The following is a 16,771-nucleotide window of genomic DNA, read 5'->3' on the forward strand; positions in this document are numbered from 1 at the left end:
AGGTGTCGAATGTGCACCGAGTGTGCCCTCGGGAGGAGCTGGAGTTCCAGGGATGACGATGGCCCAGACGTTGAAGAGCCCGCCAGAAGTGCACTTCTGGCGGGCTGTTCAACGTTGCCGATATCACCCGCTGTAGGTGTAGTCACCGGTCCCGCCGTACCGCGCCCCGGTCGCCGCGTACCAGATGTCTATGTGGTAGGTGCCATTGACTCCGGCGACCTGCTGGACGGAGACCCGAGGGGTGCCGGCCGGGTCGGTGTTCACGCCGATCCACATGTTGCCGCTTCTGCCGGCCGATGCGGGTGACGCGACAGCGGCCGTGAGGACAATCACGGGCGGCCTGGGCCACGGTGAGCGTGCCGGCGTCGAAGTCCACATCGCAGACCCGTAGAGCGGTCAGCTCGCCCCGTCAGGCAACGCGACCACGGCCGGGACGGTGCGTCCACGCACAAAAAAACCGCCTCTGACCTGTCGATGTCTCGACAGGTCAGAGGCGGTTTGATCTTGTGGAGGTGGCGGGAATCGAACCCGCGTCCTTCAACCCCAAGTCAGGGCTTCTCCGGGCGCAGCCTGCTGTGCTTTTCTCAGCCCCGGCGATCACGCAGGCGAGTCGCCGACGGGCTCAGCCACTGTTTGATTTCCCGATCTCCCCCGTGGCCGGGTCGATCGGTTGAGCCTTCTAGCGATGCCAGACACCGGGCCGAAGGCACTCCCGGGCTGACAGTGGTTTCGCTACTTAGGCAGCGAGACCCAGGGAGTCCTGGGCCACCACAGTGCGCTTGGAATTGGCACTTGTTGTTTGCGGTCACAGGATTAACGAGGTTATGTCCGCAGTCCTCGGCCCGCTTCACCTGGCTTGCAAAGTCGAAGTCGAAGCCAGTCACCCCCTGTGCAGTTGTCAACACACCCGCGTCACCGGGTGAGCAACACGAATGTACAAGAGACAACGCCCTCAACGCCAACTTAATTCCCCATGACGAAACCCCCGGGAGCGTGGCACAACAGCACGCGCTCCCGGGGGCCGACCGGCAGGGTCGAGCCGGTCCGGACGGCAGGACTTCCCCCGAGATGAAGTCCTGTCTCATCACGGCGACTGGATCCGCAACCCCCCGAGCGGGCCCAGTCACTCAGTAAGACGCAGCCGGAGCCGCCGATGGTTGCTCAGCGTGACGACAATTTCACGACGAGTTCTGAAGCGCGGCGAAGAAGGCACCCGCCTCGGCCGCGGCGTCGTAGTTCTTCGCCAGCACCGCGACGGCCACCTCTCCCCGCCAGCCCACGAACCACGTGTACTGGTTGTCCACGGTGGCTTTGACGCCGTACACCCGGTCCTTGCCTGTCCCGGCGCTCATGCCGGCCGCGCCGGCCCGCATCATCGAGGTCAGCGCCGTACGGACCTCGGGGTCCAGCGGCACGGGAGCGGGCTGCGGAAGCTGCACGGCCTCTGCCGTGGGATCGGGCGACTTGGGGTCGGTGACCAGCACCGGCGGATGCCAGGTGCCCGAGGCCACCGCCGCGGCCACCAGCGCCATGCCGAGCGGGCTGACCTCGACGTTCTCGCCCGCGATGGCCTTGGCCTTCTCGGCGTCGCTGGGCAGCGTGGGCAGCGAGCCGCTGAACGACTTGAGCGGCAGCCGCCACGACTGCCCCACGCCGAACGTCTTGGCGCTCGCGGCCAGGTCGGCGGCCGAGACGCGGCGGGCCAGCGACGCCAGCGCGGTGACGCAGCCCTTCGCGAAGTTCTCCTGGAAGCTGGCCGACGTGGTCACCCCGGTGGGCTGCCCGGCCTGCTGGAACTTGGCGCCGCCGACCGTGCGCTCCTCCGGGCACGCCAGCCGCTGCTTGGGGCTGACCTTGCGCTTGATCAACGCGTCCGCGGCCACGATCGAGAACGCCGTGCCCGCCGGGAACTTGCCGGCCAGCGCGTGCCTCTCCTGGCTCATGTCGCCCTTGGCCCCGACCGCGAGGATCTGGCCGGTGTCACGCTGCACCGCCACCAGCGCGCTCGTGCCCGTGTCGGCCACCGCCTGCTCGGCCGCCGCCTGGACGTGCCGGTCGATCGTGGTCTTCACCGGGACGTTCTGCTTTCCCTGCCACTCCTTGAGCAGCGCGACCTGCTTGCCGGTCTTGAGGTCGAGGATGATCACCTTGGTCTGCGTGGAGCCGGTCAGGTAGTCCTGGTAGGCCTGCTGCAGGCCGGTCCTGCCGACCGAGTCACCGGCCTTCTCGGGGCCGCCGAGCCGCTGCTCGAGGTCGGGAGTGAGGGCGCTGACGCTGCCGACGATCTGCCGGGGCGGCTCGGGGTTGACCCGCTGGTCCTGCTGCTGCGTCTCGATGCCCTCGATGGTGTCGAGCTTCGCCTTCATGGACTGGTAGCGCGAGCGCCCGAACGTGACCAGCGGCACGAACTTGTCCGGCGGCGATGACCTGATGCGGCTCAGCAGCCGGTCCTGCGCGTAGCCGGTGTACTCGGAGAGCTTCGCGGCCACCTCTTCCGCCTTGTTGCCGATCTTGGACGGGTAGACGCCCGCGCTGTAGAACACGGTCGCGCTCTGAAGCGGCTCGTCCGTGCGGTCGACTATGGGCTTGCGTGCCTTGGGTTCGATGTCGACCGCGAAGCGCTGCCCCTCCTTGAGCTGCGGGTGCAGCACAGAAGGCGACCAGCGCACCTTCCATGAGCCGTCCACGAGGTGGAGCGGGAGCATCCCCTCATACTCCCAGAGCGGGTTGTTCTCGCCCAGGTCGACCTCGGCGTGGAAGTCGGCCTTGGCCTCCTCGCCCGTCATGCTGAGGCTTTTGATCTTGAACCGGAACGAGGCCGCGTCGAGCTCCAGTTTGGTGTCGGACAGCGCCTTGCGCACCACGGCGCGGTCGCCGTCGGCACGGCCGGCGGCCAGGTCGTAGTCGCCCGACTGCCAGCCCACGAGGAAGTCACGCACCGCGTCGTGCGGCGAGGGCTCCTCGAAGCAGCCTGTCAGAGTGGTGCTCGCGACCGCCAGGGTGGCGGTCGCGGCAAGTATGCGGCGAGCGCGTCTCATCGGGTGAGTGCCGCCGCTCTCATCGGTTGCGGTGGCGCAGCGCGCGGGCCATCTCCCGCTTGGCCTGCTGCTCCGCCAGCGACTGCCGCTTGTCCCAGTCTTTCTTGCCTCGGGCGAGGGCGATCTCGACCTTGGCCCTGCCGTCCTTGAAGTAGAGCGTCAGCGGCACGATCGTGAGCCCGCCCTCCTTGGTCTTGGCGGCGAGCTTGTCGATCTCTTTACGGTGCATCAGCAGCTTGCGCTTGCGCCGGGCTGCGTGGTTGGTCCACGTCCCCTGGGAGTATTCGGGGATGTGGACGTTGAGCAGCCACGCTTCGCCGCCGTCGATGCTGGCGTAGCCGTCGGCGAGCGAGGCGCGGCCCTCGCGCAGCGACTTCACCTCGGTGCCCTGCAGCACGAGCCCCGCCTCGATCGTGTCCTCGAGGTGGTAGTCGTGCCTGGCACGCTTGTTTTGGGCGATGACCTTACGCCCGGTCTCACGTGGCATGTTTCGACTTTACCGGTGATTCCGCCTACACCCTGAGGTAGCGGCGGAGGGTCACGAACGAGGCCAGCACACAGATGACCACACCGATGACCATGGTGATCGTGATGGTCTGGGCCACGTCGTTCCAGCCCAGCTGCGCGGTCGCGTTGCCCAGGTAGCGCCCGATGTCCTCGAAGAGGAACACCTTGGTCACGATCAGGATGACCGCCGCGAACACGCCGCCGATGAGGCCTGCGATGACGCCTTCCATGACGAACGGGAGCTGGATGTAGAGGTTGGAGGCGCCGACCAGCCGCATGATGCCCGTCTCTCTTCGCCGGTTGAACGCGGAGAGCCGTACCGTGTTGCCGATGAGCAGCGCCGCCGCCAGCACCAGGATGATCGCCACCGCGAGGGCGTAGAAGGCGAGCTTGTCGAGCAGCTGGAAGAAGGGCCCGATCAACTGCGCGTGGTCCACCACCGACGACACGCCCGGCTTGCCCTGCAGTGCCTGGACAACGGACCCGTAGTTCTTCGGGTCTGTCACCTTGACGCGGAAGGACGTCGGCATGTCCTCCATCTTGGTGGCGCTCACGAGGGCCTTGTTGGTGGAGTACATCTTCTGGAAGTTCTGGTACGCCAGCGTCTGGTCCTCATAGATCACCTCCTTGACGCCAGGGGTGCTCTCGATGCCCTGCTTGAGAGCGTCCGTCTGGGCCTGGGTGATCGCCTTGCCCTTGCAGTTGTCCATGGCGGAGCCCTTGGTGCAAAGGAAGACCGAGACCTCGACCTTGTCGTCCCAGAAGCCCTTCATCAAGCCGACCTGGGCGTTGATCATCAAGCCGACGCCCAGCATCGCCATGCCGACGGCCACGGTGATGACCACCGCGATCGTCATGGTCAGGTTGCGGCGGAGGCCGATCCAGACCTCGGAGAAGATGAAATTCGCCCGCATGATTGTGTTTGCAGCTCCCTGTCAGTACGCCTGGCCGTAGACGCCACGCGACTGGTCACGGACGATCTTGCCGTCCTCCAGCTCCACCACGCGCTTGCGCATGGAGTCGACGATGGCCGCGTCGTGCGTGGCCATGACGACCGTGGTGCCAGTCCGGTTGATGCGGTCGAGCACCTTCATGATGCCGATGCTCGTCGCGGGGTCGATGTTGCCCGTGGGCTCGTCGGCCAGCAGGATCATGGGCCGGTTGACGAAGGCGCGGGCCATGGCGACGCGCTGCTGCTCGCCGCCGGACAGCTCGTCGGGCATGCGGTGGGCCTTTCCTTCCAGGCCGACCAGCTCGATGACCTCGGGCACCACCTTGCGGATGAACCGCCGGGGCTTGCCGATGACCTCGAGCGCGAACGCCACGTTCTCGTAGACGTTCTTGTTCGGGAGCAGCCTGAAGTCCTGGAACACGCAGCCGATGCGGCGGCGCAGGTGAGGCACCTTGAAGTTGGAGAGGCGGGCCAGATCCTTGCCGGCGACGTGGATGGCGCCGGAGTTGGGCCGCTCCTCCTTCAGGACCAGACGCAGGAACGTGGACTTGCCTGATCCCGAAGGACCGACGAGGAACACGAACTCACCCTTGTCCACGTCTACGGATACGTGGTCGAGGGCGGGCCGGTTCTGGTTCGCATAGACCTTGGTGACATTATCGAAATGGATCACGAGAGCATCACGGCATGCCAGTCTAGGGGTCAGGACGGAAGCGAGGGTGGCACATGCCCACTTCCCGCCACCGGCCACTCGGGGTTACGTCGTCTTTACTGATGATCGACGTTTCGATTGGCCAGACGACAGTCTAGGGGGAAGACTGGGCTGGAAAGTCCATAACGGAAACAAAACGATTGTGCGGCTAGACTTGGGGCTGTCATGAGTTGTGAACATCTCGTATGCGCGCAGTGCGCCCACCCCGTGATCGAGGGCCGCTGCCCCACATGTCGCGCCAGTAGAGAGCGGATGCACCAGCACGGCTTCGCCGGGCTGTCACCCGCTCTCATCGCTCTACTCCTGATCGCCCTGCTCTTCCTGAGCCTGGCGGTCAAGCACCTCAGCGGGCTCTAGGAGCCCGCGCCGCTCTCCGACTCCTGCCGGCGCATCCAGCGGATCTCGGACTCGATGAACTCGTCGAGGTCGCCGTCCAGCACCGCCGACGGGTTGCCGGCCTCTGTGCCCGTGCGCAGGTCCTTCACGATCTGGTACGGGTGCAGCACGTAGTTGCGGATCTGCGTGCCCCAGGACGTCGTGGTGGCGCCGCGCAGCTCCGACATCTTCTCCGCCTCCTCCTGCCGCTTGCGCTCCAGCAGCTTGGCCTGCAGGACGTTCATGGCGCTGGCGCGGTTCTGGAGCTGGGAGCGCTCGTTCTGGCAGGAGACGACGATGCCGGACGGGAGGTGCGTGATGCGCACCGCCGAGTCGGTCGTGTTGACGCCCTGGCCGCCCGGGCCGCTCGAACGGTAGACGTCGACGCGGAGCTCGTCCTCGTTGATGTCGATGTGGTCGGTCTGCTCGACGACCGGCACGACGTCCACCCCGGCGAACGAGGTCTGCCTGCGGCCCTGGTTGTCGAACGGGCTGATGCGGACCAGCCGGTGGGTGCCGTGCTCACCACGGAGCGTGCCGTACGCGTAGGGCGACTTGATCGTGAACGTGGCCGACTTGATGCCGGCCTCCTCCGCGTAGGAGGTGTCGTAGACCTCGGTCGAGTAGCCCTTGCGCTCGGCCCATCGCAGATACATGCGGAAGAGCATCTCGGCCCAGTCGGCGGCGTCGACCCCGCCCGCCTGGGAGTTGATCGTCACGAGCGCCTCTCGGGAGTCGTACTCGCCCGAGAGCAGCGTGCGCACTTCCATGGCACCGATGTCTGACTTGAGCGACTCGAGCTCCTTGTCGGCCTCGGCGCGCGTGTCGTCGTCGCCCTCCTCGGCCGCCAGCTCGTACAGGACCGTCAGGTCGTCGAGACGGCGCGCGACGCCCTCGACACGGTTGAGCTCACCCTGGAGGTGCGAGAGCTTGCTCGTGACCTTCTGAGCCTGGTCGGGGTCGTCCCACAGGTCGGGTGCGGCAACCTGCTGCTCCAGCTCCTCGATCTGCTTGCGCATCGCGTCGAGGTCGAGCACGTCCTGGATGCTGCGGAGCGTGCCCGCGAGCTCGTTGATCTCTTCTGCCGGATCGATGCCTGCCACGTCTCCCTAGCCTACTTCCCCCAGAGAGCAACACCCTCCCACCGCGCCCGCCCAACCCTCATTCCCACCGTCCACGCCGATCCAGCCACCCGGATGCCACGGCCGTGGCGGGCCGTTCGTGGGCGTGCGCGCCGCCAGTGCGGCCACCCCCATCCGGCCCCGGCGGCTGGTGGCCGCGCCGCCGGTGGGCACGGCGGACACGGCGACGGTGGGGACGGCCACCGTGCCTTTTGCCCGGGTGTCGCAGCCACGCCGTCTGCCCCGCGCCAGGCACACCTGCACATCGCCTACCTGCGCCCTGCATGCCGTCTGCCCCTTCCGCGCCACGTATGCCCGCTCATACGCGTCAGAGCGCCGTGCCGGGCGGCAGAGCGCCGTACCGGGGGCAGGCGCGGCGAATCTTGGACGTGCGGAAAGCGGCATGGGAGGCTTCGGTGTCTCGCAGGCCCGAATAACATGGCGAGGTGCGTGTATACGGGCGGCGGAAGGTGCTGGCGCTCGCCGCCGGCGTCCTGGCCGCGGCGACCGCCTGCACGGGCAATGCCGCGCCCCCGCCGTCCAAGGCGGCCGCCAGCTCCTCCGCGTCCCCTTCGCCCACCGCACCGGCAGTGGCCATCACGCAGGCCGAGGCCGCCCAGGAGTTCTTCAAGGTCACGGTCACCGACGACCGGCTGCGGCGGGTGAAAAGCCCCTTCGAGGGGCTGCTGGGGATGGCCGTCGACCTCACCACGGGCGGCGAGACGGAGCTCACCAAGGCCGCGTACCTGTCCACCGGCTACGCGCCGCTCCGCCACACGTGGGGGACGCCCACACTGTTCGTGCCGAGGTGGGCGCCGAACGAGCCGGCGCCCTGGTTCAGCGCGCTGGCGACGCGCGACGGCAGCCCGGCGCTGCTGACGTTCGCCAAGTCCGACCGCTGGCGGCTCAGCTCCGTGACCCTGCTCCTGCCAGGGCAGCAGCTGCCGGCGATCCAGCAGGACGCCGACGGCTACGCGACCGCGCTGGCGTCCGATGACAAGTCGATCACGATCAGCCCGCAGTTCATGGGCCCCGTGCACGCCAGCGTGGCCGAGACGGGGTCCGCCGGGGTCACGGCGGGGCTCGTGGCGGCGGGGCCGTACACGACGGACGTGGCCAAGCAGATCGCCACCCAGCGGCTGGAGGCCAAGAGCACGGGCTACAGCTACGACTCGATCTTCAGCCCCGACAGCTTCCCCGTCTACGCGCTCCGCACCAAGGACGGCGGTGCACTGATCCAGTATTCGCTGTCGCGGACCACGACCACGACCGCCGAGACCAAGGCGGCCATGGACGAGGGTGTCCCGGTGCCCGCGTCGGCCGCCTGGCTGTTCAAGGACTCGAGGCAGCGGCGCACGCTGCGGCTGATCGAGACCCACCAGTACGCCAGCGTCGTGCCCTCATTGAAGGCCCCCGCCCCCGCCGACGTCATCGCCCACGACGGAGCCCTCACGCGCGCCACCGGCCAGTAGCCGCTCTCCTCGTCGCGCCGCTCCATAAGACCCCCTCCTGTACAGCTGCGCCCGATGGGCCGCACGCGCCCACGTATCTAGCAACTCAGGTTGACTAAGCCCCATTTAGTCAACTACGGTTGCTTACATGCCGGCAGATGACATTTCCGTACCCCAGGAGCCCGCCGACGCGCTGGCCGCCGTGGTCGCCCTGCGACGCCTGGCCGACCAGCTGGAGGACGCCGCCGTCGAACAGGCGATGCGGTCCGGCTGGAGCTGGCCGGACGTCGCCGAGGCGCTCGGCGTCACGCGTCAGGCGGTCCACAAGAAGCACGCCAAGCGGCTCATCGCCGCGGGCGTCACGCTGAGGAGACGACAGTGAGCGCCATCGACCACTACATCAACGCGATCATCGTGCAGGGCAAGGTCGAGGCCCTGGCCGACGGATCGGCGGCGATCGAGCCGCACCACCTCCTGCTGGCGATCGCCTCCATCGAGGAGAACGCCGCCCGGCAGGCGCTCGCCGCCGCGGGGCTCGACCGGCAGGCGATCCGGGACGCCCTGGACAAGGAGTTCGAGCACAGCCTGAGCGGGGCCGGGGTGTCACTCGCCTCGTTCAGCCTCCCCACGCCGACCCCTGACCCGGAGCGCTCCCTGAGCATCGGGGCCTCGACCAGGCTCTCCCTCGAGCGCGGCTTCGCGGCCGCCACCGGCAAGAAGGACCTGAGACCCGGCCACCTGCTGCTGGGCATCCTGCAGGCCGAGATCGGCACCGTGCCCAGGGCGCTGGCCCTGGCAGGCGTGGACCGGGCCGCCCTGAGGGCGAGCGTCCAGCAGGCGCTGGCGAACGGAAGCTGGTAACCGCTCATGACCACCGGACCAGTCGTTCTCGACGTCGACGGGCTGCGCATGCGTTACGGCTCGTCCGACGTCCTGCGGGATGTAACGTTCCAAGCCCGCCACGGCGAAGTGCTGGCCCTGCTGGGGCCGAACGGAGCGGGCAAGACCACCACGATCGAGATCCTCGAAGGCTTCAGGATGCGGTCGGCCGGCCGGGCCGAGGTGCTGGGCGTCGACCCCGCGCGCGGCGACGAGCGGTGGCGGGCCCGGCTCGGCGTCGTGCTGCAGTCCTGGCGCGACCACGGCAAGTGGCGGGTGCGCGAACTGCTCGCCCACCTCGGCACCTACTACGCCCCCTACGCCACCGGCCGGATCCGCCGGCCGTGGGACGCCGGCGAGCTCATCGATGCCGTCGGACTCACCGGACAGGCCGACAAGAAGATCAGGACTCTGTCCGGCGGCCAGCGGCGCAGGCTGGACGTGGCGATCGGCCTCGTGGGCCGGCCCGAGCTGCTCTTCCTCGACGAGCCGACCGCCGCGTTCGACCCCCAGGCCCGGCGGGAGTTCCACGACCTCGTACGCGACGTCGTCAGCCGTGACGAGACCACGGTCCTGCTCACCACGCACGACCTGGACGAGGCCGAGAAGCTCGCCGACCGCATCGTCGTGCTCGACGGCGGCCGGATCATCGCGGACGGCACGGCGGGCGAGCTGGCGCGGCGGATCGCGGGCGAGGACGAGGTGCGCTGGACCCGCGACGGGCAGCGCCACACCCACAGGACGGCGGACTCCACCAGGTTCGCGCGTGAGCTGTTCGACCGGCACGGCGACGAGATCCACGAGCTGGAGATCCGCCGGGCCTCGCTGGAGCAGACGTATCTGACCCTGGTCCACCAGGCTGAGGGGGCGAGCCGATGAACCCGACGGCATTACGCGCGGGCTGGTCCCGCGGCCTGATCGAACTGCGGCAGTCGTTCACCAACGGCGCCGAGCTGTTCAGCCACTTCCTCTGGCCGGTGCTGATGCTGGCCGTCATGTTCTTCATGCGCGAGAGGTCGTTCGGGTCGAGCGGGCTCCTCCTGGGCACCCTCGCGCTCCCCGGCATCCTGGGCATGAACGCCGCGCTCGGCCTGGTCAGCATGAGCCAGCACCTCACCGCCGACCGCGAGGACGGCACGCTGCTGCGGGCCAAGGCGACTCCGCACGGCATGCCCGCGTACCTGATCGGCAAGGTCGTGTACGTGTCCGGCAGCCTGATCGCGGACCTCGCCATCTTCCTGATCCCTGGGCTGTTCATCGTCGAGGGGCTGCACGTCCGGGCCGGCTCCTGGCCCACGCTGGCCTGGGTGCTGGTGCTGGGCCTGGTGGCCACCCTGCCCATCGGGGCCATCCTGGGCTCGGTGTTCACGAGCGCGCGCGGCCAGGGGCTGCTGCAGCTGCCGGTCCTCGCCATGATGGCGATCTCGGGCATCTTCTATCCGGTGACCGCGCTGCCCGAGTGGCTGCAGTGGGTCGCGCAGGCGTTCCCGATGTACTGGATGGGGCTCGGGATGCGCTCCGCACTGCTGCCGGACGGCGCGGTCGCCATCGAGATCGGCGAGTCGTGGCGGCACCTGGAGACCGCCGGCGTGCTGGCGGCCTGGGCCGTGCTCGGCCTGCTCGTGGCGCCGGTCGTGCTGCGCAGGATGGCGCGCAGGGAGTCGGGGTCGAGCGTGGCCGCGCGTCGCGACCGCGCACTGCAGCGGGTCGGGTGACGCCGTGAACGTCACCACCTTGACCGGCCGCTCGCTGGCGCCCGACCTGGCCCGCGGCTTCATGTTGCTGGCGATCGCGCTGGCACACGCGCCGGTGTTCGTCTCCGGTTCTCCTGGCGTCCTCGACGGTGTCGCCGCGTTCCTCGACCACCTGCTCGCCCACAACCAGGCCCGGCCCATGTTCGTGTTCCTGTTCGGCTACGCGCTGGGCCAGTTCGCGTACCGGCATCAGGCCCAGGGCGGCGACTGGGTCTCGCTCAGGAAGCTGCTGCGGCGCAGGAGCCTCTGGCTGATCGTCATCGGCTTCGTGCACGGGGTGCTCGTGCCGCTGGACATCATCGCGGTGTACGGGCTGACGTTGCTGGTGCTCGTTCCGCTGGTGCGGGCTCGGGACTCGGTGTTGTGCTGGACGGCCGCCCTGACCCTCCTCCCGGCGGTGCTCGTGACCTCCGGGCCGGTCCTGCTGGCCTTAGCCGGCGCCGTGGACCTCGCGGGGGCCGGGATCATGCCGGCCGACCTCGGCTCCCACCTGCTGTCCGGCCTCCAGACGTGGCCGGTGAAGACGGTCCTGGGCACGATCGACATCGTGCCGGGCATGATGCTGGGCATCTGGGCGGCTCGCCGCCGCGTCCTCGATGAGCCCGAGCGGCACCGGACCCTGCTGCGCCGTGTCACCGTGATCTGCCTCGGCGTCGCGCTCGCCGGCCGGCTCCCGGGAGCCCTGCTGCTGTCCGGCACGTGGACGCCCCCCGCGCCTTGGGCCGCCGTCCTCGCGCACACCGTCACGGGCTACGCCGGCGGCATCGGCCTGGCCGCCCTCATCGGCCTGGTCGCGATGCGGGCAGAACGTCGCACTGCCGGTGCCGGACCCGGGCGGTTCACCACCGCCCTGGCCGCGCTCGGCCAGCGGTCACTGACGTTCTACCTGTTCCAGTCGGCGGTCTTCCTCGTGCTGTTCTATCCGTTCACCCTGGACCTGGGCGGCGACCTGGGTTTCACCGCCGCGCTCGGGATCGCGGTCGCGATCTGGGTGGTCTCGGTCCTGCTGGCGGAGTGGATGCGCCGCGCCGGCCATCGCGGACCGGTGGAGGTGCTGCTGCGGCGGCTGACCTACCGCAGCAGCAGCACGATCCCTTAGGCCTCCGCGTGCGGCAGGTTGCTGGTCGACACCAGCGTGCGGATGGCGCGGAGGGCGACCGACAGCGTGGCCAGGTCGAAGTGGTCGCTCTCCCAGATCTCCGACAGCGTCTGACGGGCCCGGGAGACCGCCGCCGAGTTGGCCTCCGACCATCTGGCCAGCCGCTCCTCCGGTGACAGCCCTGGCGTGCTGTGGGCCAGCACGTCACGGGTCAGCGAGGCGTGCGCGGCGTAGAGGTCGTCGCGCAGGGCGGAGCGGGCCATCGAGTTCCACCGGTTGTCCCGGGGCAGCGCGATCACGCGCTCCCTGAGACGCGCCAGCTGGAGCCGGTCCGCCAGGTCGAAGTAGACCTCCGCCACCTCGTTGACCGGGCGGCCCGTCACCGACGCGCCCTCGATCAGGTCCAGCATCGAGTACGCCGGCACCATCGCGGCCACCCGCTCGGCCAGCTCCGTCGGCACGCCCCTGGCCACGAACGAGTCGCGGCGCTCCTCGTAGGCGGCCAGGTCGGGACCGGTCAGCAGCTTGGGGATGTGCGACAGCAGGCCGTTGACGCCCTTCACGAAGAAGTTGACGGACCCGGCCAGGTCCAGCGGCGGGCGGCGGTTGCCCAGCAGCCAGCGGGTGCCGCGCTCGGCGAGCTTGCGGGCCTCCAGCAGCATGGCGATCTGAACCTCTGTGCCGACCTTGTTGTCCAGGGACTCCACGGCCCGGTGGAAGCTGGCCAGGTCGAACACCTCGCGCGCCACGAGGTAGGCACGCACGATGTCGGGCGTCGAGGCGCCGGTCTCCTCGCCGAAGCGGTACATGAACGTGGTGCCCATGGAGTTGACCAGCTCGTTCACCACACAGGTGGTGATGATCTCCCGCCGCAGCGGGTGGTTGTCCATGTAGGGCCTGAAGCGCTCGCGCAGCGCCGAGGGGAAGTACGACACCAGCCACGAGGCCAGGTAGGGGTCGTCGGGGAGGTCGGAGCCCAGCAGCTCGGCGTCGGCCACCAGCTTGGTGTAGGCCAGCAGCACGGAGAACTCCGGCGCGGTCAGGCCCAGCCTGGCCTGGCGGCGCTCGGCCAGCGTCTTGTCCGAGGGCAGGAACTCCAGCTCCCGGTTGACCAGCCCGTCCCGTTCCAGCCGTCGCAGGTAGCGGGCGTGGATGTGGAGCATCTCCACGGCCTGCGAGCGGGTCGCGGCGAGGACCACGTTCTGCGCGTAGTTGTCACGCAGCACCAGGTCGGCGACCTCGTCGGTCATCGAGGTGAAGACCTGGTTGCGCTGCTTGTCGGTGAGCTCGCCGTCGCGTACGACCTGGTCGAGCAGGATCTTGATGTTCACCTCGTGGTCGGAGGTGTCCACCCCGGCCGAGTTGTCGATGAAGTCGGTGTTGACCAGTCCGCCGTTCAGGGCGAGCTCGATCCGGCCGAGCTGCGTGAACCCCAGGTTGCCGCCCTCGCCGATGACCTTGCAGCGCAGCTCTCCCGCGTTGACCCGCAGCGCGTCGTTGGCCTTGTCGCCCACGTCCGCGTGGGACTCGGAGGAGGCCTTGACGTACGTGCCGATGCCGCCGTTCCACAGCAGGTCGACGGGGGCCCGCAGGATGGCGCTGATCAGGTCGTTCGGCGTCAGGGAGTTGACGCCCGCCGGGATGCCGAGCGCCGCGTGCATCTGCGGCGTGATGTGGATGGACTTGGCCGTGCGCGGGAAGACTCCGCCGCCGGGCGAGATCAGCTTGGTGTCGTAGTCCTCCCAGGAGCTGCGCGGCAGCTGGAAGAGCCGCTGGCGCTCCTCGAACGAGCCGGCCGCGTCGGGAGAGGGGTCGATGAAGATGTGCCGGTGGTCGAACGCGGCCACCAGCCGGATGTGCCGGGACAGCAGCATGCCGTTGCCGAACACGTCGCCGGACATGTCGCCGACGCCGGCCACCGTGAAGTCGGTGGTCTGCACGTCCACGCCCATGGTCCTGAAGTGGTACTTGACCGACTCCCACGCGCCTCGGGCGGTGATGCCCATGACCTTGTGGTCGTAGCCGATCGAGCCGCCGGAGGCGAACGCGTCGCCCAGCCAGAAGCCGTACTCCTTGGCCACGCTGTTGGCGATGTCGGAGAAGGTCGCGGTGCCCTTGTCGGCGGCGACCACGAGGTAGGTGTCGTCGCCGTCGTGCCGCACCACGTCGGGCGGCGGCACGACCTTGCCGTCCACGAGGTTGTCGGTCACGTCGAGAAGCCCCGAGATGAACGTCCGGTAGCAGGCAACGCCCTCGGCGAGCATGTCCTCCCGCGATCCGGACGCAGGCGGCTGCTTCACGACAAATCCGCCTTTAGACCCAGTAGGCACAATGACGGTGTTTTTCACCATCTGCGCCTTCACCAGGCCGAGGATCTCCGTACGGAAGTCCTCCATCCGGTCGGACCACCGCAGGCCGCCCCGCGCCACCTTCCCGAAGCGCAGGTGCACGCCCTCGACCCGCGGCGAGTACACGAAGATCTCGTACTTCGGCCGGGGCAGCGGCAGCACGCTGATCGCCTGCGGGTCGAACTTCAGGGAGATGTACGGCTTGCGCCTGCCGTCCACGGTCTGGAAGTAGTTGGTGCGCAGCGTCGCCAGGATCATCTCGAGGTAGGCCCGCAGGATCCGGTCCTCGTCCAGCGAGGCCACCTCGTCGAGCGCTCCCAGGATCTCCTCGTGGAGCGCCTCGGCGAGATCGACCCGCACGTCCTCGGGCCGCCTCGGGTCGAGCCTGGCCTCGAAGAGGCGCACGAGCAGCCGCGCCAGCCGCACGTTGCCGGCCAGCACCCGCTCCATGTAGGGCTGCGAGAACGTGCTCCCGGCCTGCCGCAGGTACTTGGCGTAGACCCGCAGGATCTCGACCTGCTCCCAGGTCAGCCCGGCGCTCAGGATGAGCGAGTTGAGGTCGTCGGCCTGGATCTGGCCCTTCCACAGGGCGGTGAGGCCCTCCTGGAAGAGCCGCTTGAAGTCGTTCTTGTCGACCTCTTCTGACGGCGTGTAGCGCAGGCCGAAGTCGTAGATCCAGGCGTTCTTGGTGCCGGGGTCGTTGTCGCGGTCGACCTCATAAGGCCGCTCGTCCACGACCTCCACGCCGAGCCGCTGGATCAGCGGCAGCGCCTGGGACAGCGAGATGGGCGAGCCGACCTTGTAGATCTTGAGCCGCCGCTCCCCCTCGGTCGCGTCGTACGGCTCGTAGAGGTTGATGCCCACTTCCTCATCGTCGCCGGAGGCGACGAGCTCCTCCAGGCGGCGCAGGTCCACCACGGCCACCTTGGGCGGGAAGTCCGCTTTGTAGCCTTCGGGGAACGCGGAGGCGTACCGACGGATGAGCCCCGGCGCCTCCTCCTCCGAGGTCAGCTCCCCCAGCGCGGCGGCCAGGTCGTCCTCCCAGGAGCGGGTGAGCGCCGCGAGGCGCGCCTCCAGCTCCTCCACGTCCACGCTCGGCGGCGGGAGCTGCTTGCCGCGCTCGCCCCGCACGACCACGTGCAGCCGGGCCAGCACCGACTCCCCGATCATCGCGCTGTAGTCGAGCGACCTGCCGCCCAGGGCCTTCAGCAGCACCTCCTGCATCTTCAGCCGCACCTTGGTGGTGTAGCGGTCGCGCGGCAGGTAGATCAGGCAGGAGATGTAGCGGCCGTAGTCGTCGCGGCGCAGGAACAGCTTGACCTGCTTGCGCTCGCGCAGCCGCAGCACCCCGAGCGCGATCGGCAGGAGCTGGTCGACCGAGGTCTGGAACAGCTCGTCCCGGGGGAACGTCTCGAGGATCTCGATCAGGTCCTTGCCGTCGTGGCTGTCGGGGGCCAGCCCGGCCCGCTCGAGCACGTCGGCCAGCTTCCGCCTGAGCACGGGGATCCTGGAGATGGACTCGTTGTACGCCACGTGCGTGAACAGGCCGAGGAAGCGCCGCTCCCCGATCACCTCGCCCTCGGGCGAGAACAGCTTGACCCCGATGTAGTCGAGATAGGTCGCCCGGTGGACGGTGGCCCTGGAGTTGGCCTTGGTGGTGATCAGCAGCTGCTTGTCCCGCGCCTTGGCGCGCACCTCGGCGGGCAGCGCCGAGAAGCTGTCGGAGCCCACCTTGTCGTCGCGCAGGATGCCCAGCGCCGCCCCGGGCAGCGCCCGCAGCGTCTCGCCCTCGTCGGTGTGCTCGAGCCGGTACTCGCGGTAACCCAGGAAGGTGAAGTGCCCGTCGGCGAGCCAGCGCAGCAGGTCGAGGCTGTCCTCGACCTCCGCGGGCTCCAGCGGCGGCGGGCTCATGCTCAGGTCTTCGGCGGTCTGTACGGCCAGCGCCCGCATCTTCCTGAAGTCCTCGACCGCGTGGCGCACGTCGTTGAGCACCCGCTGCAGGTCGGCCTCGAGCCTGCCGAGCGCCTCCGGGTCGGCCTGCCGGTCGATCTCGATGTGTATCCACGACTCGACCATCATCTGGCCGGTGACGTCCTCCTGGCCGCGGCCGAGCATCCGGCCCGTCATGTCGCGGCGCACCCGCATCTGCGGGTGGACGACCAGATGCATGCCGAGGTCGTGCCGGTCGAGCTCCATCGTCACCGAGTCCACCAGGAACGGCATGTCGTCGGTGACGACCTCGACGACGGAGTGTCCCGGGTCCCAGCCGTTCTCCTCCAGCGTGGGGGTGTAGGCCCGGACGACCGCCCTGCCCTGGGGGCGGACCTCGGCCAGTTGCCTCTGCGACATCGCGGGGCCGTACACGTCAACGGGGTTGCGGTCGAGCAGGTCCTCGGGTGCGACATGCCGGTAGTAGACCCGGAGGATAGACAGGGCCTCCTCCGTGCTCACATGTTCGCTGCCGACCGCGCAACTTTCCGCGGCTCTCTGGAGCAGCTCATCCTTGGCCTCGTCGAGGGGCATTTCGGTCTCACT

13 protein-coding genes and 1 other RNA gene are annotated in these 16,771 nt (G+C 68.8%); 6 read left to right on the forward strand and 8 right to left on the reverse strand.

Features of this window, described 5'->3' with window-relative positions:
• Positions 1–123: 123 nt before the first annotated feature.
• From AB0J64_RS08010 to prfB, 7 genes are all read right to left on the reverse strand, one after another.
• A complete protein-coding gene (locus tag AB0J64_RS08010; protein ID WP_364022434.1) occupies positions 124–276 on the reverse strand; it encodes a hypothetical protein in 153 nt (50 codons plus the stop codon).
• 228 nt (positions 277–504) lie between these two features.
• Positions 505–888: a transfer-messenger RNA gene (gene ssrA, locus AB0J64_RS08015) on the reverse strand.
• A 290-nt stretch (positions 889–1,178) separates the two neighbouring features.
• Positions 1,179–3,038 carry a penicillin-binding transpeptidase domain-containing protein gene (locus AB0J64_RS08020; protein WP_364022437.1) on the reverse strand — a complete coding sequence of 620 codons (1,860 nt, stop codon included), beginning with the start codon at positions 3,036–3,038 and terminating at the stop codon, positions 1,179–1,181.
• A gap of 19 nt (positions 3,039–3,057) precedes the next feature.
• Positions 3,058–3,525 (reverse strand): SsrA-binding protein SmpB, encoded by a 468-nt coding sequence (smpB, locus tag AB0J64_RS08025; RefSeq protein WP_364022440.1) that lies wholly within the window; start codon positions 3,523–3,525, stop codon positions 3,058–3,060.
• A gap of 25 nt (positions 3,526–3,550) precedes the next feature.
• Positions 3,551–4,459 carry a permease-like cell division protein FtsX gene (gene ftsX / locus AB0J64_RS08030; RefSeq protein ID WP_364022443.1) on the reverse strand — a complete coding sequence of 303 codons (909 nt, stop codon included), beginning with the start codon at positions 4,457–4,459 and terminating at the stop codon, positions 3,551–3,553.
• Positions 4,460–4,480: 21 nt separating this feature from the next.
• Positions 4,481–5,170 (reverse strand): cell division ATP-binding protein FtsE, encoded by a 690-nt coding sequence (gene ftsE, locus AB0J64_RS08035; RefSeq protein WP_020541427.1) that lies wholly within the window; start codon positions 5,168–5,170, stop codon positions 4,481–4,483.
• Between the two features lie 392 nt (positions 5,171–5,562).
• Entirely contained in the window at positions 5,563–6,687 is a 1,125-nt protein-coding gene (prfB, locus tag AB0J64_RS08040) for a peptide chain release factor 2 (RefSeq protein ID WP_364022446.1), read from the reverse strand.
• A gap of 464 nt (positions 6,688–7,151) precedes the next feature.
• On the opposite strand from prfB, the gene AB0J64_RS08045 reads away from it, so the two are divergent.
• The 6 genes from AB0J64_RS08045 (at position 7,152) to AB0J64_RS08070 (ending at position 11,888) form a co-directional block, all read left to right on the forward strand.
• The gene (locus AB0J64_RS08045; protein ID WP_364022449.1) at positions 7,152–8,177 is read left to right on the forward strand and encodes a hypothetical protein; all 1,026 of its coding nucleotides are present in this window, start codon (positions 7,152–7,154) and stop codon (positions 8,175–8,177) included.
• 127 nt (positions 8,178–8,304) lie between these two features.
• Positions 8,305–8,538, forward strand: a complete 234-nt coding sequence (locus tag AB0J64_RS08050; protein ID WP_364022451.1) for a hypothetical protein — start codon at positions 8,305–8,307, stop codon at positions 8,536–8,538.
• Complete coding sequence (locus AB0J64_RS08055) at positions 8,535–9,017, forward strand: Clp protease N-terminal domain-containing protein (RefSeq protein WP_364022454.1); 483 nt, start codon at positions 8,535–8,537, stop codon at positions 9,015–9,017. Before AB0J64_RS08050 ends, AB0J64_RS08055 begins: the two co-directional genes overlap by 4 nt.
• Positions 9,018–9,023: 6 nt before the next feature.
• The gene (locus AB0J64_RS08060) at positions 9,024–9,914 is read left to right on the forward strand and encodes an ABC transporter ATP-binding protein (protein ID WP_364022457.1); all 891 of its coding nucleotides are present in this window, start codon (positions 9,024–9,026) and stop codon (positions 9,912–9,914) included.
• On the forward strand, positions 9,911–10,750 hold the full coding sequence (locus AB0J64_RS08065) for an ABC transporter permease (protein ID WP_364022460.1): 840 nt from the start codon (positions 9,911–9,913) through the stop codon (positions 10,748–10,750). Before AB0J64_RS08060 ends, AB0J64_RS08065 begins: the two co-directional genes overlap by 4 nt.
• 4 nt (positions 10,751–10,754) lie before the next feature.
• On the forward strand, positions 10,755–11,888 hold the full coding sequence (locus AB0J64_RS08070; protein WP_364022463.1) for a DUF418 domain-containing protein: 1,134 nt from the start codon (positions 10,755–10,757) through the stop codon (positions 11,886–11,888).
• Here the strand turns inward: AB0J64_RS08070 and AB0J64_RS08075 are convergent.
• Positions 11,885–16,759: an NAD-glutamate dehydrogenase gene (locus AB0J64_RS08075; protein WP_364022466.1), complete on the reverse strand. Its 4,875-nt coding sequence runs from the start codon at positions 16,757–16,759 to the stop codon at positions 11,885–11,887. The genes AB0J64_RS08070 and AB0J64_RS08075 overlap by 4 nt on opposite strands.
• Positions 16,760–16,771: the final 12 nt, after the last annotated feature.

Source organism: Nonomuraea sp. NPDC049695, assembly GCF_040674955.1.
GTDB lineage: Bacteria > Actinomycetota > Actinomycetes > Streptosporangiales > Streptosporangiaceae > Nonomuraea > Nonomuraea helvata.